This is a genomic window from Lactobacillus sp. LL6 (genome assembly GCF_007570935.1).
Taxonomy (GTDB): domain Bacteria; phylum Bacillota; class Bacilli; order Lactobacillales; family Lactobacillaceae; genus Lactobacillus.
Window position 1 is genome coordinate 1,301,929 of sequence record NZ_VLLR01000001.1, and the last position, 23,742, is coordinate 1,325,670.

General features: G+C 37.5%; 9 protein-coding genes and 1 tRNA gene. All 10 read right to left on the reverse strand.

The genetic code is table 11. The features are described 5' to 3' along the window. Window positions 1–75 precede the first annotated feature (75 nt). Window positions 76–1,290 carry a hypothetical protein gene (locus FOD82_RS06190; protein WP_144355608.1) on the reverse strand — a complete coding sequence of 405 codons (1,215 nt, stop codon included), beginning with the start codon at window positions 1,288–1,290 and terminating at the stop codon, window positions 76–78. Between the two features lie 215 nt (window positions 1,291–1,505). Then, window positions 1,506–16,631, reverse strand: coding sequence for a YSIRK-type signal peptide-containing protein (locus tag FOD82_RS06195; protein ID WP_144355609.1), 15,126 nt, complete (start codon window positions 16,629–16,631; stop codon window positions 1,506–1,508). A gap of 315 nt (window positions 16,632–16,946) precedes the next feature. Then, a tRNA-Arg gene (locus FOD82_RS06200) sits at window positions 16,947–17,020 on the reverse strand. Window positions 17,021–17,077: 57 nt separating this feature from the next. Further along, window positions 17,078–18,406, reverse strand: coding sequence for a PTS transporter subunit EIIC (locus tag FOD82_RS06205; RefSeq protein ID WP_144355610.1), 1,329 nt, complete (start codon window positions 18,404–18,406; stop codon window positions 17,078–17,080). Beyond that, window positions 18,403–19,644 (reverse strand): DEAD/DEAH box helicase, encoded by a 1,242-nt coding sequence (locus FOD82_RS06210; protein WP_144355611.1) that lies wholly within the window; start codon window positions 19,642–19,644, stop codon window positions 18,403–18,405. Before FOD82_RS06210 ends, FOD82_RS06205 begins: the two co-directional genes overlap by 4 nt. Further along, a complete protein-coding gene (locus FOD82_RS06215) occupies window positions 19,644–20,351 on the reverse strand; it encodes a GH25 family lysozyme (RefSeq protein WP_144355612.1) in 708 nt (235 codons plus the stop codon). The genes FOD82_RS06210 and FOD82_RS06215 overlap by 1 nt, the downstream gene beginning before the upstream one ends. Before the next feature lie 63 nt (window positions 20,352–20,414). Further along, the gene (hpt, locus tag FOD82_RS06220; RefSeq protein ID WP_144355613.1) at window positions 20,415–20,981 is read right to left on the reverse strand and encodes a hypoxanthine phosphoribosyltransferase; all 567 of its coding nucleotides are present in this window, start codon (window positions 20,979–20,981) and stop codon (window positions 20,415–20,417) included. A 101-nt stretch (window positions 20,982–21,082) separates the two neighbouring features. Then, window positions 21,083–22,429, reverse strand: coding sequence for a hemolysin family protein (locus tag FOD82_RS06225; protein WP_144355614.1), 1,347 nt, complete (start codon window positions 22,427–22,429; stop codon window positions 21,083–21,085). An 86-nt stretch (window positions 22,430–22,515) separates the two neighbouring features. Then, on the reverse strand, window positions 22,516–23,172 hold the full coding sequence (locus tag FOD82_RS06230) for a nitroreductase (RefSeq protein ID WP_144355615.1): 657 nt from the start codon (window positions 23,170–23,172) through the stop codon (window positions 22,516–22,518). Window positions 23,173–23,255: 83 nt separating this feature from the next. Then, window positions 23,256–23,696 carry a MerR family transcriptional regulator gene (locus FOD82_RS06235; RefSeq protein WP_144355616.1) on the reverse strand — a complete coding sequence of 147 codons (441 nt, stop codon included), beginning with the start codon at window positions 23,694–23,696 and terminating at the stop codon, window positions 23,256–23,258. Between the last annotated feature and the right edge of the window lie 46 nt (window positions 23,697–23,742).

The following is a 23,742-nucleotide window of genomic DNA, read 5'->3' on the forward strand; positions in this document are numbered from 1 at the left end:
GAATAAGAGATGATTCTTTGCAATAAAAAAACAAAATGTCATTAAAACATTTTGTCATTTTAAGTTATTTTGACTTTATTTTATCCCTGATAATCCTACTAGGTCTAGACTCGAAATATGATTTGAATTGTAGTTTTGAGTTGGATCATCAATAATGCTTGCGATTGGTTTTTTAGATAAGGAGATACCTTTAAATATATCAGCATGTGTTTTAGAATTACATTTTTTATATATAACAGTGCGTGTCACATTAGGAGTATTATATGTCGCTGTTAAATTTCCAGTAATTTTTTTATTATCTCTGATAATATAACCACTATCAGCTACATAGCCCTTAATAGTTGGAACTTCTACCACGTCATAAGTATAAGATTGCTGGTTCCAGCTTCCTGTCTTTAAAACTTTATCCGTAACTTTATCTACTGTATCACCAGTATAAATAAATACATTTTCCTGAATACTTGGTGCTTGTAATTCATTTCCTTCTTCATCAGTAAACTTAATCTTTTGAACAGATGGGACTAAACGAGTATTTTTGATATTTACGTCGTTAAGAGCATAAATAATATTTATTAAATGATTTTCCTCTTTAACATTTTCTTTTTTATAACTATTATTTTCAAAATTCCTATCAATTTCTACTATATGATATCCTTCTATTTCTCGCAAAATTTGACTAGATAAGGTGCCATTAGACTTATTCCAAGTAAGAGGTTTAATCCATTTTCCAGTTACTTTATCAAGAATTCCACTTTGCGTAAGCCTTGTCATTTGAACTATTGAACCAGCAAGCTGTTTACCATGCTCATCAATATAGTTAATAGTACGTGTTATGTCCTTAAATAAATTACTTTTTGCAGTCTCTTTCTCCCATTTAGGTCCTAAAGAGTCTCCATTATTAATTGGAGTATTTGGCTTACCCGGATGTTGCGGAGTTACTTTCACGAGTTCATGTTTTAAGTCAACATAAAAAGTCTGTATAGTTGCATCATTACTATCAAAATAGTGAACTTGCCCTTCTGGATCAAATCCATTGTTTTTCAAAGTGTAGCCCTTATTTTTAAAATGCTTCACAACTCTATCAGTAGAATAAGTAATTCGCTTGCCAGCTTCACCTTCAAGTACCGCAGATGAAGCAAGATGTTCATTGTCATTATCAGTATCACGGTATACGACTTGGGCAAGTTGTTTTTTATGCTCTGGAATCTCAATTTTAATATAAGGCATTGTTGCTTCTTCATGTTCTGCAACTAAAACTGACTTTGTATTACTGTTAACCTTCGAAACCATATTCAGCCTCCTTGATTTAATATCACTTTCTTTTATTTTGTAATCGTTTCCTTTATGAAAATAATATTATCATATTATGTATACTTGACTCAATTTAAATACTATAACTTTAATATTTCTTTATTCTTATTAATTTTATTTTAAAAATGCATACAAAAAAGCAAGATGCTTTTTAACATCTTGCTCTATTGCAATCAGTAATTTACTTACTTGATTTAATCCTTCTTACGACGCTTCTTCACACCTGCAAGTCCAATCAAACTGAGTCCTGCTGCTGCTCCTCCTAAAAGGGCTGCTGCAGTATCCGTCTGCTTTTCTCCTGTTTGTGGAAGTTGCTTAGTGTAATGTGGATTGCCGTTCTTGTCAACGTAACCAATAATCTCACCGTTTGGTGCAACGATATTGCCATTTGCATCTACATGTTCTCCATGTGGTCCAATATTATTGCTCCAACCATTTACTGTTTGGCCGTGTGGGGCAACGTTATTGTTCCAATAGCCGTTTTGGGCATGTGGTGCATTATTGTAGTTGTAGTTATTAGTCTTCTTTGGTGTTGAAGGCTTTGGCTTGTTGCTATCACGATGCTTCTTTGGTCTTGTTGGCTTGTCTGGCTCATCCGGTGTATCAGGTTCATCTGGTTCTACCGGTGTTGTCTTCTTAGTGTATACAACTTCAGTATCCTCAGTTGGATCAGTTGGTGTCACTGTATTTTGACTTGGGGTATAGCCATCAATGATTGGTACATTTTCATCTGGCACTACCTTAGTTGGATCCTCTGGATCGTTCTTGTATTGTGGTGTTTCTGCTCCTGGGATTGGATTATGATCTGGATCCACTGGAACGATCTTGCCGATCTTGTGGTAAACAACAACTACTTCCGCATTTGGATCATTTGGCGTTACTGTCTTACCGCCTGCTGTCTTGATCTCTGCGACGTAGCCCTTGATTACTGGAACATTAACTGTGCCAAATGTGTAGCTGTTTTCACTTGGTACTCCATCTGTGATTGTAAATGTGTGTGTTTGTACATCTGAATCTCTAAGTGGAGTGTTGTTATTGTCTCCATCTACAAAAGTAATCGTTTGCTTACCTACCACTGTAGTTACTGATGGTTCTGGTGTTGGAGTTACTGGGGTCACTGGAGTTGTCTTAGCAGTGTAAGTTACAGTGTATTCACGGTTGATGTTATTATCTGAACTAGTTACTGTGTCTCCACCAACTACACTCTTATCAGCTGTATAACCTTCAATAACCGGTGTATTGATCTTGTTGTAAGTTTGACTGTTTGGAGTCCAGCCTTCATCCTTAACAACCTTGCCAGTTACCTTATCAATTACTAAGTGGTGTTCAAATGTAACTGTAGTTACGCTGTCTTTTGGTGTGTTGTCTCCTGCACCTGTGTAGTGAACTGTTTGAGTACCAGTCTTAGTCAAACTATCCTTATCAGTGTCACTTGGCCACTTAGGTCCATTTGGATCGTTAGGGTTGATTGGTTCACCAGGTTTTCCTGGGTTAGTTGGGTTTACTGGAACTATATCATGTTCTACATAAATAGTTACCACTTGTGAACCTTTAGTGATGTCACTTGGAATAGTTACATCTGGGTTGATCACCTTGTAACCCTTGTTGGTCAAGTTAGTGATTACTTCATTCTTGTTGTAGTCGACCTTTTGACCTACTTCTTGTTCTCCTGAATTATAACCGTAATCTGGAACATCTTTACCAGTTGTATTGTCATGGACCTTCACAATCACTTGTCCCTTATCTGCTGGGATTGGGGTGTAGATGACTGGAGTATCTTCACCAGGATTATCTGGTGTTACTGTTGGTACTTCTGGTGTGTAACCTGGAATACTTGGTACTGGTTCATTTGGTGTTACCTTAGCTGGGTTATTTGGATCTGTTGGGTAAGTTGGGTTATCAACGTTTGGAATCTTATTGCCATTTGGATCTACTGGAACAATATGACCATTTGGCTCGTAGCTTACTACAACTTTGTAACTGTCAGAATCATGGTTCAAAGTTACGCTCTTGATTGAACTTGTACCTTCGCCGTCTTTACTGATAGAAGTTACGTGGTAATTTTCTACAAATGGAACGTTTTGACCGTTTACAGTTTGGTCTGAACTCCAAGTAAGTGGTGTAGTCCATTTACCTGTTACCTTGTCCATTACTCCTTGAGCGGTGAAGTGAACTGTTTGTTCTACTGGTGCATGAACTTCCTTGCCGTTATTATCAACAAAAGTAATAGTTCTTGTGACATCCTTAGATACATTGCCTGATTCACTTGGCCACTTAGGTCCATATGGATCGTTAGGATTGATTGGTTCACCAGGTTTTCCTGGGTTAGTTGGGTTAACTGGAACTGTATCATGTTCTACATAAATAGTTACATTGGTATTGCCCTTAGCTACTTCACCTGGAATAGTTACTTCTGGGTTGACTACCTTGTAGCCTTTGTTTTCAAGGTCAGTGATTGTGGTCGTCTTATCATAAGTGAACTTAGTACCAGCATCAACACTTCCTGAAGTCTTACCATAATCTGGAATGTCCTTACCAGTTGTGTTGTCATGAACAATTACAGTAATTGAACCCTTATCTGGAGTTGGGGTTACTGGATTGAATGGTACTGGGACATCCTTGCCTGGATCCTTTGGATCTGGTGTGATGTTGCTTCCTGGCTTATTGTTTGGATCCTTTGGTGTCCAGTTATCTGGAACATTTGGCACGATACCGGTATCAACCTTAGTTGGATCTTTTGGATCTGTTGGGAAGGTTGGGGTATCTGTTCCTGGGATATGGTTGCCTTCTGGATCTACCGGAACGATCTTACCATTTGGTGTGTAAGTTACTACATCAGTAATAGTTGGATTATCAACTGTTGCAGTACCTTCTCCAGCAGTCTTCTTATCTGCATGGTAGCCGTTAACTACCGGAGTATTCACACCATTGAAGCTATGGCTTCCAGTCCATGAACCTGTATTTACAAACTGACCAGTCACATTATCAAAGACGATCGTTCTAGTAAATGCATCTGGAACTGTTACTGTCTTGGTTTCATCAGCTTTTGAACCATCACTGTAGTGGTAGATAACTGTTTGAGTTGCACTCTTAGTTAGATCATCCTTGCTGGTGCCTTGTGGATACTTAGGTCCATCTGGATTATTTGGATCTACTGGCTCTCCTGGCTTGCCCGGCTTATCTGGAGTTACTGGGGTAGTTGTGTGCTTCAAGTAAAGAGTAAATGTTTGATCAGTATTATCATCATTATCAAACTTGCCAAATTCTACTGTATCAAAATCTACCTTGCTTTCTGCGCCATTGCCAGCCTTGTAGCCATCAATTACATAGCCCTTCTTGAGCAATTGATCTACAAAACTCTTAGAACCATCAAAGGCAATAGCTGAATTTGGCATACCAGAATCGCTGTAGCTGCCCATTGTAATTGGGTTTGCAGGATCATTTCTATCAATGATCGTCAAGCTTGCTTTTTGAGCATTTTCAACTGGAGCCTTCTTATCCATAGTAATAACAATACTGCTATTGTTATTCTTTGGAGTTACAGTTTCACTCGCAATTTTACCAGTATTATCTACATTGGCGTTTGTGTTTGTTTCCTTAACACCAACAATGTTGTACTTAGTGGTATCGATACCTGGAACTTCTTCAAAACTGCTGTCTTCTGGAGTCCAAGTGATATCTCCATTACCAGTTACATTGCCATCTTTATCTACTATTACTAAGCGACCAGTTACTAAGTCTACTACACCATTACCGTTAAACTTAACTTCTTGATGAACTGGACTTTGGGCTTGTGAACCATCTGTGTAAACATATGTTACATCACGAGTCACTGTCTTAGTTAAGTTTTGTGGCTGGTAGTTGTCTGGATACTTAGGTCCATCTGGATTATTTGGATCTACTGGCTCTCCTGGTTTGCCCGGCTTATCTGGAGTTACTGGGGTAGTTAAGTGAGCTAAATGAACTTCAAACTTGTTTTCACCATTAGTAAATACTTCTTTACCATCATCAAAGTTGTTAGATACCAGCTTGTATCCCATTGATTCATAGTGAGTGATCCTATCCTTAGTAGTGTAAGAAATGTTTTGTCCTACTACACCGCTGAAGTTGCCGCCTTCAAGAACATTGCCTGTAGTGTCATCAATGTAAGTGATTGAACCATTAGCTGCAACCGGAGTTTCTGGTTTCTTAGTCAAAGTAATAATGATATGACTGTCAGTACTATTATGCGTTACATCTTCACCGCTTACTGAAGCATTATCCATATTTACATTGGCATTAGTACCATTTTCTTTAACACTTGAAATGTAGTAACCATTCAAGTTGAAACCTGGAACTTCTTCAAAACTGCTGTTTTCTGGAGTCCAAGTGATCTGACCGCCTGGGGTGATCTTGCCATCTTTATCAACAGTTACCAACTGATGGGTTACCTTGTCATAAGTACCGCTTCCTGTGAAGTGGACTTTTTGTACTTGTGGTTGCGGAGCAACAGTACCGTCTGTGTAAACATAAGTTACAGTTCTAGTAATTGTCTTATCCAAATCATCTTTAGTGTAGCCTGCACCTGGATTATCTGGATTTACCGGAGTTGTATCATGAACAAAGTGCAATTGGAAAGTATTGCCATTTGGATCTTTAACATAAGTTTGCTCACCATCTTTGAATGGATTATTGCCAACTAGCTTGTAGCCTAATCCTTCATAATAGCTTACACGGTCACTAGTAGTGTAGTCGATCTTGTCGCCAACTTGACCACCAAAGTTTGCAGTTTCCATTGTTCTACCATTATCAGTATCATCAATGTAAGTTACAGAACCTTTAGTATTTTCAACTACTGCGTTCTTAGTGTAATGAACTGTGTATTCACGGTCGATCTTGCCATCTGTTGCCTTAACTGTCTCACCGCCAGCACTTACCTGGTCTGCAGTGTAGCCTGGAATAGTTGGTGTACCAATATTTTGGTAAGTTTGAGTAGATGGTGTCCAGCCATTATCAGTTGTCTTTCCAGTTACCTTATCGATTGTCATTGAGTGAGTAAATGTAACTGTAGTTACACTATCCTTTGGAGTATCCTCACCTGCACCGGTGTAGTGAACTGTTTGCGTACCAGTCTTAGTTAAACTGTCCTTATCAGTGTCACTTGGCCACTTAGGTCCATCTGGATCGTTAGGGTTGATTGGCTCACCTGGCTTGCCTGGATTATCTGGGTTTACCGGAACAATATTGTGTTCTACGTAAATAGTTACATTGGTATTGCCCTTAGTAATTTCACCTGGAATAGTTACTTCTGGGTTGATCACCTTGTAGCCCTTGTTTTCAAGGTCGCTAACTGTAGTTTGCTTATTGTAATCAAACTTAGTTCCAACGTCTTGGCTACCTGAAGTCTTGCCATAATCTGGCAAGTCTACATTATCAGTTACATCATGAACAATAACATTGATTGAACCTTGATCAGGTGCTGGTGTCACTGGATTGAATGGTACTGGGACATCTTTGCCTGGATCCTTTGGATCTGGGTTGATATTATCGCCTGGCTTATGGCTAGTTGGTGTCCAGTTATCTGGAACATTTGGCACGATACCTGTATCTACCTTAGTTGGATCTTTTGGATCTGTTGGGAAGGTTGGAGTATCTGTTCCTGGGATATGGTTGCCTTCTGGATCTACTGGAACAATATGACCATTTGGTGTGTAAGTTACAACTACAGTCTTGTTCAAATCATCTGGAGTTACTGTTACTCCACCGGCAGTTGCCTTATCTGCATGGTAGTTTTGAACGACTGGAGTAGTTTCTTCATCAAACTTGTGACTGTTTTCATTCCAGCCAGAATCTTCAACGATCTTGCCAGTTACATTATCAAATGTAATAGTTCTAGTAAATGTAGTAGTTTGAACTGCATCCTCAGGAGTCTTATCACCAGCTCCTACATAGTGGACAGTTTGAGTACCAACACGCTTTACACTGTGTTCATCAGTGCCTGATGGATACTTAGGTCCGCTTGGATTAGTAGGATCTACTGGATCCCCTGGGTGACCTGGCTTATCTGGAGTTACAGTAGTTGTACCGTGTACTAAGTACAATGTGAAGGCTTGGTCAGTATTAGGATCATTATCAAAATTACCAAATGTTACATCGTTAAATGAATTTAGTTTAGTTTCTGCACCATTACCTGCCTTAAAGCCATCAAGGATGTATCCACGCTTGATCAAATCTTGAACATAATCTTGTGAACCGTTGAATGAAATTGCAGTATTTTCCTTACCACTATTATTGTAAGTATTCATAGTGATAGGGTTTGCGGCATCATTTCTATCAATAATAGTCAGATGAGCTAATTGGTCAGTTGGAGCAGGCTTTGCATTAGGAGTGTAGATAATAGTTGCATCTTGAACTGTATCAGTTGGGTTAACAGTTAAACCATTTACACTACCATCATCATTTGCATTGATAGTACCTGAGATGTAGTAGCCATCAACCTTGTGAGCTGCTACTTCTGCCATCTTATCATTATCGCTTGTCCAAACAATTGAGCCCTTGCCAGTGATGTTGCCATCTTTATCAATAGTTACCAAGTTTCCTGTTACAAGGTCGATCGTCCCTTCACCATGGAAGTTGACTGTTTGTGTTTGATCAGCTAGACCATGTGCATCTGGCTTAGTGCCATCTGTGAAGATGTACTTGATGTTACGAGTAAGAGTCTTTTCCAGATCAGTCTTGGCAAGTCCTGGTTGAGGGTTCTTGTTAGATGGATTATCTGGATGATTTGGATCTACTGGGTGATCTGGGTCAACTGGCTTGTCTGGTGTTACTGGACGAGTTGTGTGCTTGACGTGGATCGTGACAACTGTATTGCCCTTTGTGATCTCAGCTGGGATAGTCCCATCTGTTGATACATATTCATAACCACGCTCTTCAAGGCTATGCAAATCAGTATCTGAATTGTAAGTTACCTTAGTGCCAGTTTCTACATCACCAGTATTAGTACCCACACCTTGAATGTCAACACCGTCAGTATCATCGTGGAACTTAACGATCAATGAACCTTGCTCTGCCTTTTCATCCGGTGCATAAGTTACATTTACGGTGTAGTCTGAACCATCATGTGAAGTTTTAGCTGAATCTACATTAGTGTTGTCAGTTGAATCCTTATCAACACTTACTACATGGTAGCCAGGAATCTTAGGACTGTTCTTTGAACTAAATTCTTGATCTTCTGACCAAGTGAGCGGAGTTGTCCACTTGCCAGTTACCTTATCAAGAACGCCTTTAGCTGTGAAGTTGACTGGCTGCTTGACATCTTCTGGTGTGTATTCACCAGCGCCTTGGTAGTGAATAGTACGAGTGATGGTCTTTTGAAGGTCATCTTCACTAGTACCATTTGGATACTTAGGCTGATCCTTTGGATCTCTTGGATCGTTAGGGTTGATCGGCTTGTCTGGCTCTCCTGGATTATTAGGATCTACCGGAGTTGTACCATGCTTCAAGTGGATAATGAAGTTGTTCTTTGAAGCATCTTTATCAAAGATTTCAGTACCATCAGTATAATCACTTGAGACAAATACGTAACCCTGGTTGACAAAGTTATTGATCTTGTCTTGGCTGGTGTAAGTGATGTTTGTACCAACTTCGCCGCTTAAGTCATCAGATCTAAGATCCTTGTTAGTTGTATCATCATGATATACAACCTTACCTGTTGTTGTTTCTGCAGTTGGGGTTGGATCCTTTTCATAAACTACAGTTACTGTGTAGTCATTATCGCCATGCTTGATAGTTGAAGCATTAACATTCTTGCCATCAGTTGAATCCTTATCGACACTCTTAACATGATAGCCTGGGATCTGCGGTGTTGTAACTGCAGCTACTGTTTGATCACTTGACCAAGTAAGCGGTGTTGTCCACTTGCCAGTTACCTTGTCAAGAACGCCTTTAGCTGTAAAGTTGACTGGCTGCTTGACATCGTTTGGAGTGTATTGATCTGCTCCTTCATAGTGCACAGTACGAGTGATGGTCTTTTGAAGGTCATCTTCACTACTGCCGCTTGGATACTTAGGCTGATCCTTTGGATCTCTTGGATCATTAGGGTTGATCGGCTTGTCTGGCTCTCCTGGGTTATCTGGGTTAACTGGAACCGTATCATGTACCAGATGAACTTCGAAGTTATTCTTTGAAGCATCTTCGTTATAAACTTCTTTGCCATCAGTAAAGTTATTAGATACAAGCTTATAACCCATGTTTTCATAATCGGTGATCTTATCCTGGCTAGTGTAGCTGATCTTTTCTCCAACTTTGCCCTTGAAGCTATCTGACTTCAATGTTTGACCAGTTGTATCATCGATATACTTGATGCTTCCTGTTGTATCTTCTGCAGGAGTTGGAGCTGGGGTCTTGGAGTAAACTACCGTGACAGTCATGTCTTTATCACTTGGAGCAACAGTTTGTCCAGCAACACTGGTCTTATCAACTGTATCGTAGCCTACTTCCTTAGGATCTTTAGAAGCTACTTCTTTAAAGCTGCCTGAAACTGGATTCCAAGCACGATCACCATCTTGTGTATCAGCCTTGCCATCGCCATTAGTATCATAACCAAGAAGGTCTCCTGTTACCTTATCAACGATTGCAGTACGAGTGAAGTTGACATGTTCTACTTCTTGACTTGTACCATCTGGTGCACCATTGACCTTGTTACCCTCATCATCTACATAGTTGATAGTTCTAGTAACAGTCTTATTCAAACTAGTTTCATCAACTCCGTCTGGATACTTAGGACCGTCTGGATCACTTGGGTTGACTGGATCAGTTGGCTTCTTAGGATCATCTGGTTTAACTGGGATAGTTTGATGGCCGTAGTAAACAACTACATTGGCATCTTGAGTATCTCCAGTTACAGTAACATGATCGACCTTTTCTTTATCTGGAGCAGTGTAGCCATGACTTGATAAATCAGGAGACTTAACTTCAGCCCAATCACCAGTGTTCCAGCCTTCTGGGTTCTTAGAATCAACAGTGTAAGTCTTGCCGTCTGCACTGACTTTTCCGTAGCCTACAAAGTTGCCGTTATTATCAGTAATGCGATCACGGTGAAGAGTTACCTTTTGTGTCTGTGGCTCAGCCAAACTGCTTGGGATATCCTGACCTGTCACACTGTCTTTGTAAGTGATGGTCCGAGTTACATCCTTGGTTTCGTCAGTTGCCTTGTAAGTAGTTACTGGTGTTTGTGGAGTATGACGGTAAGTTACAGTAATATCTTGGAACTTGCTGTCTGGCAAGACACTAGTTGATGAAACTGTTGGTATATCTACACTGTCAAACTTCTTGCCATCCTTATCTTGAACACTGGCTGGAGTTTGTGAATCAACTTGGTCAAAGCTTGCGCTGTTTGGCATCCAAGCACGAGTTGCATCTTGAGTATCTGCCTTGCCATCGTTATCAGTATCATAACCCACGATCTTGCCAGTTACCTTATCAACGATCGCATGCTTAGTGAAAGTTACACTTTGAGTATAGTCACTCTTGCCATCTGGAGCACCATTTACTGCAGTAGTTGTACCATCATCATTTACACCTACATAGTGGATATTGCGAGTTACAGTCTTTTCAAGGTCTTCTTTAGTCAAACCTTCTGGATATTTAGGACCTTGTGGGTCATCTGGATTGACTGGATCAGTTGGCTTTTTAGGATCATCTGGAGTTACTGGAACATAAGTATGATCATAGTAAACATTGATCGTTTGATCCTTAGTATTGCCATCAACTGTCTCATGAGCGACCTTTTCCTTGTCAGGAGCAGTATAACCGTGACTTGATAGGTCTGGTGACTTAACTTCTGCCCATGACTTGTCATCAGTTGTCCAATCATCACTTGGAGTAAATGTCTTGCCATCTTCAGAAATAGTTCCATGACCAACTATCTTGTTATTATTGTCTAAAACTACCTGACGAGTGATCTTCGCAGTTTGGGTAGTTGGATTATCCTTGATCAAGTCTGCTGGGATCTTTTCTCCAGTTTGCTTGTCATAGTAGTTGATCGTTCTAGTGACAGTCTTTTCTTCTGGAGTAGCTGCGTAGTGGTAAGTAGTATCTGCAGGCTTTAAGCTGTAGATCACATTAACTGTTAAATCATTTGCATTATCTGGAACTGATACTTCATATTTCTTAACGCTTCCGCTGCCGCCATCATATTCCTTCTTATCTACATGGTTAAAGATGTAGTCATTACTATTGAATTCAATGTTTGGACGCTCTTGAGTTGAAGCGAATTCATAGCTGTTGCCGTCAGAAGTCTTGCCATCAACTGTCTTAGTCCAAGTAATACCCTTTGATTGATCTTCAAGCGGAGTCAGATCAGTTGCAGACTTGACAAACTTGTTAGTTACCTTGTCAACGATGCCGCTACCCTTGAACTCAACAGTTTCTGTCTTAGAATCTGCGATCTTGTTTCCTTGTTCATCAAGGTAGTTGATCGTTCTAGTTACTGTCTTATCAAGGTCGCTCTTGGCATATCCTGCACCTGGGTGTTCAGGATCTACTGGAGCTGTATCATGAACTAAGTAAATAGTGAAGTCTTGGCTCTTTGAAGCATCATTATCAAATTCTGGGAACTTGATGCTGTCTTGAGAATCACCGATTGAGCTATTGTCGGCATCATTTACAGCACTATCAAACTTATATCCAGCATTGATAAAGGTATCTACCAAACTCTTCTCACTTGGGAAGGAGATCTGGGTGCCGCTGTTGCCATCAGCTGTCAAACCATCGATCAAAGTCTTGTTAGCAGTCTTATCAACGATCTTCAAACTTGCATGTTGTATATCTGGAGCTTGAGGAGTGTAGATAACATTGATTACTTGGTTTTGACCAGCAACAGGCTTAGCAAAACTTACATTGGTTTGATTTGGAGTATAACCTTTGACATCTGGTGATTTAACATCAGTGAAACTATCCTTATCTGGAGTTGAGCTCTTTACTTCACCAGTTACAGCATCAAATACATTAGTAAAGGTGATAGTTTGAGTTGGGCTATCATCAGGAGCTTTAGTACCATCTGACATAATGTAGTGGACTTTAGCAGTTGATGGAACTTTTTCAGTCTTTTCATTATGGTCAAGATAGATCTTGAAGCTTTGAGTATTGTTGTCAATATCATCAAACTCTGGGAAGCCGCTGCCATCAGCAGGATTATAAGTGATCTCCTTGGTACCATTAGTAGTATCTTCAGCGTTGACATACTTGTAACCGTTATTAAGGTAGGCTTGAACTGTTGGGGTCAAACCATCAAAGCTGATCTTAGCACCGCTTGTTCCATGAGGATTTTCAAAGCTGCCAAGTACCTTGTTGTTGGTCTTGTCGATCACTTCAACTGTAGCCTTTTGTGGGGTTACTGGAGTATCAACTGGTGAATAAGTTACAACTGTGTATGGATTCTTGCCGTATTCAGTCTTTTCACCTGGAACGTTCTTGGTTGATTCAGTATAGCCTGCAAGTTCTGGAGTTGGAACATCTTTGTAGTTTGGTGTTTCTGTTGTCCAGTCTCCGCGTGTAACTGTACCAGTTACCAAGTCAGTCTTGTCAGTCTTAGTCCAGTTGACGGTTTGAACATCATCTTTAGGTGCCGCTGGCTTATCTGGCTTGTTGCCTTCAACGATGTAGTGAACTGTAGAAGTTGTGGTACCCTTTTCAGTATTAGTATCAAACTTGTGAGCTAAGTAAATAGTAAAGTTTTGAACATCGCTAGTATCAGTGTTGAACTTGCCATAGTCAATACTTGAGGCTCCTCCAATGTCAGTGCCGGTGATGTCACTTACATTCTTAAGGTCTTGAATTGGAGTACCTTCTACTGCCTTAACAAATTCATATCCTGAGTTAAGGTAGGATTGCAATGCCTGCTTTGAACCATCTGCGTCTTCTGATGGCGCACCCTTAACAGTAAAGATGATCGACTTGTCGCTTTCACCATTGTAGTTAGTAAAGTAAGTCAAAGTCTTGGCTGGTTGTGGGTTGTCTTTATCTGTAATATCTACGATAGTTACCTTAGCCTTTTGAAGGTTTTGGTCAGGATCATAGATAAAGGTTGCAGAGTGATCCTTAGAAGTTGGATCTACCTTGATCTCAACTGCGCCATCACTTACTGGAGATGACTTACCATCGTTATATACATACTTGAGCTTGTAGCCTGGGATCTCTTCTGGTGTAAAGTGTTCAAGTGTGTCACTTTCTGGAGTCCAAGTGATTGATTCTTCACCAGTCAAAAGATCCTTAGTTCCATCACCTTTGAAGGTCACAGTTTGAGGTGCTTTAGAGTAAGTCTGAGTAGAACCATTGCCCGGCTTGCCTTCTACATCTGAATCAGTAAAGATGTAGTGGAAATTACGTTCTACTGTTTCAGTCTTGTGGATCGGTTGAGTTTCGTGACCGTAGTAGATGTTGTATACACGACTTGTGCCAAGGTCTTCTGGAGAAATGTTCCAGCTCGCTACTCGGCTACCATTATCTGGGGTTTCAGCTGTCGCATTCAATCCACCAGTTGGAGCAGTGTAATGTTGGGCAGTTAGATCTGGAGAGTTTTTGATTAAAAATCCAGTAGTTCCATCTTTAGCAACCCATCCTTCACCAATATCACCGTTGTTGTTAAGGCGGTAGCTTGTACCATCAGAATTTACAGTACCATAACCAATAAACTTACCGTTGTTATCAGTAATAGTACTACGAGTAAAGGTAGCAGTTTCAGTCACTGGATTAGAAACCTGAACATCACTCTTATCAATTACACTTTGAGGTATACGTTGTCCAGTTACCTTGTCGTAGTAGTTAATAGTACGAGTAACTGATTTTTCTTCAGTAGTAGCCTTGTAAGTTGGAGTGGTTGGAGTAGGTGGAGTAACAGTCTTCTTGTGGAAGTGAACAACGAAGTGTTGGTCAGTATTGACATCATTGTCATAATCTGGGTAGTTTACACTAGTATAGTTGCCAGTATTACCACCAGTTACACCAGCACCAGTTGTTTTAACGTATTCGTAGCCTTTACCTAAAATATTAATAACTTGGTTTGCTGCACCGCTAAATGTGATTTGAGTATCAGCAGCACCTTCAGCAGTTTGTTTTACTGAACCTGGAATTTCTTGTTCATTATTATCATCATCAACAAAGATTACATCAGCCTTTTGCATTTCAACTGGTGCTTTCTTATAAAGAAGAACAATATCTTGACTACCTGGAATATTATCATTAACCCCGATGGCCCCAGCAGTAGCATACGTAGGATTAGCACCATATTTCCCTTCAAAAGCCTTTCCAGCTGGCCAATTAGCTTTAGCTATTGCGCCTGGAACATTTTGAAAGACTGCTTGACGACCAGAATATCCGCCTGTAGAAATCGAAGAGTTTTCATTGTTTAATACATAGGCATTTATATTAGCGGTACCTTTCCCATCAATAATTTGATCAAGCCAGATAACGTCTCCTTGGAAGTTATTACTTATACCAACAATGTCACCAACACTTGTTGAAGAAACAGTACCTTGAAGAGGAGTATTGATAACATCGCTAACTTTTTTATCAATACCATTTACAGTTTCAAGAACAGTATTTAAGGTATTCTTTACTCCTGCATCATTTAAATCATATTTATCACCATCAGTTGGATGATCGAATACATAGGTGTTTCCATTCCAAGTTACCTTTTCTGGAGTAGCATCAGTAATATTATAAGTTTGACCACTAAGAGCATCTGTACTCTTTTTAGCCATAATCTTACCGGTTTCTTCATCTACATACCATACTGTTTGTTTAACTTTATTATTTACAGATCCCGCTACATCTACCCAACTTGTTCTAAAAGAATAATTCATTCTTGTATCAACTTCACCAGTTTGACGATCAAGCCAAACAAAGTTGCTTGCAGTATTCTTTACATCTCCAGAAATACCATAAACTTTCATATCATTACTTGTAATGACAGACTTAGTATATTGGTAAGCGCCCACTTTAGTTGTATAACGATCAATAAAGAATACTTTTCCATCTAAAGTATCATTAAATGATTGTTCTGGACTAAAAGCAGCATGTAAAGGATTCGTTATATTACCTGTACCAGTTGCACCACCGGTAGAATTATCTCCAGAAATTTGAGCAACTAGTTTACCATTTAACCAGAAATAGAGAGTCTTACCGGGATCTGCAATATCTGTAGAATATGCAAAAACATTTCCATTAGTAGTATCTCTATCTGCTGAAAATAGAGTTTGAGTTTCAGGTATATAATTAAAAACACTTCTATTAAAAGTAGAACCTAAATTAAAGTTTGGTGTTACATCCTCAATATTTTGAGGCGTAGTTGAAGAAGACGTATCTTGTACCAAAGAAGCGCCTAACAATTGTTCAAGTTGTTTTGCACTATATTTAGAAGCGTCTACCTTATTATTACCATTATCTAAACTTGCAATAGTTGATCTAAGCAAGTTTATTTCATTTGTAGTTAAAAGTGCCTTAGCAGTCTTTCCATCTAAGCCTGTCTTAGTAAGGTCAACGTTTACTTCTGCATCTTTATCAGACTTTTGAGCAGCATTAACACTCTTATCTCCACTAATTGCACTACTAGTTAGAGCAGCCTTAGAATTTAACTCCTCACTAGCAGTTGCTGCTTGAGAAGCAAGAGTACTACTACTTTCTGTTGCTTTTTCAGCAGCATTTGTTGCTGTTTGAGCTTGCTTTTCAGCACTTTGTGCAACTTTTTCTGCTTTTTGTTTTTGAATCTTAAGTGCAGCTTCAGCATCTGCTTTTGCTTCGTCATTTTTATCAGAAGACTTAGCTGCAGATGCAGCACTAGATTGTGTATTTTTTTGCACCGCAGCACTAGACTGTGCATTTTTTTGCACCTTAGTTTCTGCTTTAATATCAGTATTAACATTTGCAGCAGAACTATCTTCACTACTTTGAGCTTGTGATGACTCACTTGTAGTTTGCTTTGTATTTTCAGTACTTTGCTCAGTTGAAGCTTGGCTTTGAGCGCTAGAATTCTGACTAGATTGTGCTTCAGAACTGCTACTACTTGCAGCACTTTGATTGCCCTCAACTTCAATAACTGCTTTTTTAGCAGTTGAAGTATCAACTGAATCTACAGATTGGCTATGACTTTCATCTGTTATATCTTTATCATTGCCACTATTATTATCACTGGCATGGGCAATTTGTGAGTTTGACCCTAGCCATAGTGTAGTACCTAACAAAACTGAAGCAGCCCCAACGGTCAATTTGCGAATTCCAAAATGAGATTGCCGTTCAGCGACTTCTTCAAGTTTCTTAGTACGATTGTTCTTTGAAACCATTATTTCAGCCTCCAAAATCTATTTCCTCATGACGACTATTATTTTGCCGTGACACACTCAATAATACCACTCTCGCCCCTTTTTGAACTATTAGTTTTGTATAGTTATTATTTATGTAAAATTTTGATAAAACCTGTAAAAAGTGTATCATTTCTGTGTCTTAACAAAATCACTTAGATAATAATTATCTTTTATGATTTATCAGTATAATTCTATCATGTTCGTATATAAAACACCATTTAAATAACCAGCATTTTATAAATTTTTAAATAATAAAAAAGCTAAGCGACACAACGCTTAGCTTTCCTTAATTTATGATCCCGGTGAGATTCGAACTCACGACACACGGTTTAGGAAACCGATGCTCTATCCAGCTGAGCTACGAGACCAATATAAATTAACTTTACCAAAAAACTTTGATAAAAGCTAATTCTTTTTTATATTTTTTAATATTGGGTATTAAAGAATGTCCTTGGATTATTAGTATCAGCGATTTTATCAGCTGCAAAGACAAATGGCATCCAAATCAAAACCGCAATTATAATATTAAGCGTACTCAATACAATTGCTCGCCAGTCATAATTACAAGCTAGGAAAGGTCCAATGATTGGAGGAACAATTGAGGGAACTGCTACTTGAACTGGATTAACAAGTCCCATCAAAGTAACCCAATATGAAAATGCAACATTAATTATAGGAGCCACTACAAATGGAATAACATAAATTGGATTAAGTACTACTGGAAGACCAAAAATAATCGGTTCATTAATATTAAAAATTCCAGGAGCAAGTGCTACTTTCGCAATCGTTCGATAATCTCTTCTTTTTGAAAAGAATAAAATTGCAATTATCAAGGCCAAAGTTCCACCCGTTCCGCCAAACCAAGCAAAAGCATCAAATGACCCTCTTACCCAAAGAAATTGCGGTATCTTTCCATTTCTGGCTGCAGTAATATTTATATTTTGAGCAGTTACCCAAATTGAATCCAAAATTGGTGCTAAAACTCCCAATCCATTTAACCCAAAAAAGCTAAAGATTTGTACTAATAAAGTAACTAAAAGTACCATTCCAAATCCTTGACCCATTTTTACTAATGGTTCTTGGACAGAATGAAGCAACCAATTACCAAAATAGCTTCCGGTGGCAACTTGGAAAATATAATTAACTGCCCCAACCGTAAAAATTGAAATTATTCCTGGTATCAGCGAATCAAAAGCAGCCTGTTCAGCATGAGGCATATTAGTTGATATTTTTAAAGTTATACGCGCTTTATAACAAACTACGTATATCAGCATCCCCAAACTACCAAACAAGATAGCTGTAAAAATCCCCATCGTTGAAAATTGCGTAATATCAAAAGCATTATGAACAACTAAATTATCACCATTTAGTTTTAACTTCATAAAACTGGCAACACTCATTGTAAAAGAAGCCAAAGAAACAATTGAACCAGCTAATCTATTAGCTTCAAAAGTTTTAGCTAACTGATAACCTAATGCAATTGCCAAAAAAAGGGCATAAAGCGAGAAAGTTCCACGCCATACAACATTACTAATTGAAACCACTGGCTGCATTACAAACGCAAAAGTATCCCACCCCAAATGATCTCGAGAGGCTTCTACTAAACTCTTAATCAAAACTGCAATTGAACCAGCAATTGTAATTGGCATAATTGAAATGAAAGCATTTCTTAGGGCAACTAACCACCTAACTTGTCCTAATTTATTCGCCAAAGGTAAAATATAATCTTCAAGCCATGCTACTAATCGACTCATTTCTTTCCTTTCAAGTAATGAGGATGGTATCCCTTATTTTTATTTTTTCGTTTTTTATGTTTTTTCTTTTTAACTACCTGTGTTTGAGTTTCTTTATTTTGTTTATTATGCTTTTTTTCACTCTTTTTCTTTGGCAACTTTTCAGTTAAATGATATCCAGCAAAATAAACACGCTTAACTTCGATTTCCTCTTCATTAACTAGAAGCTTCTTTAAATCACGAAAATCATGGTCATTTCCTAAAGTTACCATGTATCCTTCAGCATTCATTCTTCCAGTACGACCTGCGCGATGAAGATAAGTATTAACTTCACTTGGAATATCAAAATTAATCACATAGCTAACTCCAGGGATGTCAAGACCACGCGCAGCTAAATCAGTTGCTAAAAGAAGTTTTGTCTTTCCGCTAGCTAAATCACGCAAAGCTTGGGCGCGACGTTCTTTACTCCACTCATTTGACAGAATTTCAAATTTAGTTTTAGTATGTCCAAAAATCCCAGCAAATCTCATCATTGTTTTATTAGAATCAAAGAAAAGAATCCCCTTGAAGTGGTCAAGTTTAGTCATTCTTTGCAAGAATTCAATCTTATGAGAATTGTCCACCATCAAAAAATAATCTTTTCTAGTTGATTTTTGTTGATTACGAACATCAATTAGTAAGAAATTACGTACAAATAATTCTTCGGCATCTCTAGTAATTTCAGAATCAGTTGCACCAAAAAGTAAAATTTGACTATTAGGACGCAAATTTTGCCCTAAAGAAGTCAAAAGTTCCATCTTAGTAAATTCCAAAATATCATCAGCTTCATCAATAATTAAAGTTTTGATTTGATTAATTTTGATTCTGCCACTTGAAAAGAAATCAAAAAATCTTCCTGGAGTTGCCACAATAACTTCAGGGTGCTTCTTTTTTAAGTTTTCTTCTTGACGCTTACGATTACCACTTCCTACTAAAGTAGCTCCCTTTAATCCTAATACATGTAAATAAGGATTAATTGCATGACGAATCTGCACAGCTAATTCTGTAGTTGGTGCAAAAATCACTAAGCTATTTGCTTCACCTGCTATTACATTTTCTAAACTTGGAAGTGCATAAGCAAGAGTTTTACCAGTTCCAGTTTTAGCCAGAGCTACAATGCTTGCGCCATTTTTTATTGCATCATATGTTTCTTTTTGAATAATTGTTGGTTTAGTTTTATGTTCTTTTTCTAGAACTTGTTTGATTTTTTCGTTATACATTATTGCGTTAATTGTCCATACCTTTGTCTATATTGCTGAACGGTGCCATTATAAGTAAACATAGTAGCACCATTTTCTAGTCCATCAACATCTTTTACCCGCCCATCACTTGTATATTTCCAAAATGAATACTTAAGTTTATTGGGAGATTTATCACTAGTTGCCATAAATAAAGTTTTAGTTGGAAAAATCTTATAATATTTGTGTGCAACTTCTACCATCACTTGCTTTCCTTCAAGTTGTAATAACTTAACAAATTTACTCATTGAGTGCAAATATTTTTGAGTCATTTTGCTACTAGTAGGCTCAAGTAAAACAGGTAAAGTACCAGTATTTTTCCCTACCTTATTATTAAAGTAGCGATAGTGCTGATTAGCTGTTGATTCATTACTATAGTTGATAATGCAGCCATACGCAAGCTTAGTTCCGAGAATTTGATCACGATATGATAAAAAATCATCATCAAAATATGATCTTCCTTGAGTTGCTTTTAAATAAACAAAAGAAACTCCATTATCCTGCAATTTATGCAAATCAACATACCCTAGTGACTGATTCAACTCTACACCAATTGCACTTGGATTGGAATCAGGCGGCAATGTGGTTTGTCTTTGAAAATTGAAAAATCCAATTAAAATTCCGCTAATTGCAAGTACAAGCAAGGTCAATATTGCAGGTAAAGTATATTTATGTTGAAATTTTTTCACTTTTTTCACCTATTTTCAAAGAAAAAAAGCCACCTCCATCAGGCGACTTTCTTTTTTAGAAAACTACTTAGTGTATTTTTCGATGATTTCAGGCTTAAGTGCACCAACATAAGGAATGTTGCGGAACATGTTGAGAAAGTCCAATCCATAGCCTACTAAGAACTCGTCGCCAACTTTTGAACCGTAATATTCAATTTCTACATCTGTAGTTCTGCGAGCTTCCTTATTGAGCATTACACAACACTTAACACTCTTAGCACCGCGCTTTTTAAAGAGGTCCTTCATAAACTTTAAAGTAAGTCCAGAATCAACAACATCTTCTACAATTAAAACATCGCGATCTTTAACATCAACTGATAAATCTGATACTACTTTAACTTTTCCAGTTGATTCAAAACCATTTCCATAACTTGAAACATCAATAAAATCTAGTTGATGTTCCACATCCATTTGACGAGTAAGATCAGTCAAGAAATATACTGCTCCTTTAAGTGCACCAACAACCAAAGGCTTCTTACCAGCATAATCTTCAGTTAATTGTTCACCTAAACTAACACACATTTCATGAATATCTTCTTCTGTAAATAACTTGTGGTCAATAATTCTGTTGATATTGTCGCTATTTGCCATTTATTCATCCTTCATTCAATTATTACAAAAACTCTTAATAGAAAAATTATAACACATCAAACAAAAAAAGCGCATTAAATCACGCTTTCTTGCTAATAATTTCATTTTTCTGAATCGGTTTTTTCTTCTTTTTTAGGTGGAGTAACAATAAACCAACGCATGAAACCTTGTTCAATGTTCTCTAACTTAAAGATATAACCTTCTAAATCAACCGTTTCATCCTTTTTTAGGTTAGGATAATGTTCCATCATATATCCACCAATAGTGATAATATCACTATCTTGAAAACTCTTAAGGTCAGTATGGAAGTAGCGTTCAAAATCATACAGGGTTGTTTTACCGGAAACGCGAATCTGTCCATCCTTATCTTTGATAATGTAATCATCCGAAACATCATCAATTTCATCCTTAACAGTTCCAAACAGCTCTTCATAAATATCTTTATCAGTTACAATACCACTTGTACCACCATATTCATCAACCACCAATACAATTGGGGTGTGTTTTTTAATCATCAAATGCAAAATATCTTGAATTGGCATTGATTCAGGTACTGTGATAATTGTACGAATAATTCTAGTTACAGGAACTGTTTTATCAATTTGTGCTTGTTGAACAATGTCATATGCATAAACATAACCTACAACATCATCTTTATCATTATCGCGCACAACAGGAAAACGACTATAGCCTTCTTTTAGATACATATCCAAAGCATGTTCGATCGTATCAGTTGAATTTAAAACGCAAAGTCTTGTTCTATCAGTCATGATATCTTTAGCAACTTTATCGTTTAATTCAAAAGCTCGTTCCATATAAGTTAAGTCATACTTATCAAGAGAACCACCATGAACGGCATTTCGCGACAATTTAATAATTTCTGATTGAGAGTAGATTTCATTTTCTTCATCTGCCGGCTCAAAACCTAAAAGTTTTAATAAACCGTTTGAACTTGTATTAAGCAACCATACAAATGGATAAACCAAGGTATGAAAGCCTTGAAGAGGAGTAACTACCCACATCATCATCTTAACTGGCATGTCAATTGCAATATTCTTTGGTACGATTTCTGTTACTACAACTTCTAAGTAAGTTAAAAGAATCACACCTAAAATAGCACTAATTGATTTAACCAAGGAGTGGTTTAAAGAAGTTAAATTAAATAATCTTTCAAAAATTTGCGAAAGAGTATCCGCAGAAAACCAACCAAGAACTACCCCAACTAAAGTTGTACCAACTTGAGTAGTGGATAGATATTCATTCAAATTGTGCACCATATGTAAAGCACGTTTTAATTTTTTCTGATTACCTTGACCATTTGCCAGCATATCTTCTAGTTGACTAGAGCGCGTTTGAACTAATGCAAATTCGGCAGCAACAAAGAAGGCAGCGAAAACAAAGATAATCAAAGTAGCAACTATATTAGTTATTATTTGAGCATCACTCAAAGTATTCTCACCTTTTTATTTAAAATATTATCTAATACTATTCTACCATTTATGCTGTTAAGTAGCTGACTTTTGATACAAGATAATTATTTGATTAACTTATAAATTTTTTCAAATGGAACCCTATCTGGGAAAAACTTAGGATCGTTAACTTCAGCAGCACGATCTGGATATCCTACTCCAATTGCCATACCTACCATTTCAGTTTCAGGAATTTGAGCATGTTTTCTTACTAAATCCGGGAAAGAAACTAATGAGTGAGCTGGCATGATTGACAATCCATTATTAATTGCTAAAAGCATAATACTTTGTGCAAAAATTCCTAAATCAAATACTGACCATGCTGGAGACTTCATAGGAATAGTCAAAAATATAATTGCTGGAGCATTAAACATATCATTATTTGAATCGACAAATAAATTCAATTTATTACGGAAAAAGTAAGCCTGAGAAGCCCCCATAGTTGCCATATTTTGACTTGGAAAAGTATCCCAATCAAGTGAAAGCATTGATGCAAAATCTTCATCCGGCTTGTCTCCAGCTTCAATTTTAGTCTTTGATTCTGCTCTTAACTTTGTTAAAGCATCCCCGGTAACTACATATGCACGCCAAGGTTGAGAATTAAGAAGCGACGGTGATAATTGAGCTTCTTTAATTATTTTTTCTAATAATTTCTCATTAACCTTACGATTAGTAAACTTACGGGTTACACGTTCCTTGTTATATACTTCTTTAAAATCCATAATTTCTCCCTTCAAAATCAACCGTTTCATACTAATACTTACTTATTATAATAGAAAAAGCCCCACGATACTTCAATTTAATACTACTTTTTCTTTTTTATTTCAAAGTGATTCCCATCATCATCAACTATTCCCACTACCTGATAATCTTCATTATCAATATGCAAGTTATCTCCTAATAATATTTTTCCATAAGCTGCTTTTTCATCAGTTATTTCAACCCCATTCACTAAATTATGAAAGAATTTACGAATGATTTTGCTTTTAGTATAGGCTGACTTTGACTTTTCATAAGCTGCACTTAAAGTATAGCCCTCATCTAACTTTCCTTTGATAAAAAAGACGGTGCATATTGTCTCAAAATTATAAACTCGCACTCCGCTACTACTATCAATAGGTTTTATATAGCCTTTTTGTTCCCAATAACGTAATTGACGCTGAGAAACACCAGAAATATTACTAACTTCACCTATTCCAATTTTCAGTTCTTTAAACAGTTTAGCTATTTGTTGAGTATCAGCCATAATTAGTCTCTCTTTCAACTTTTTTTATATAATAATTTTAACACAT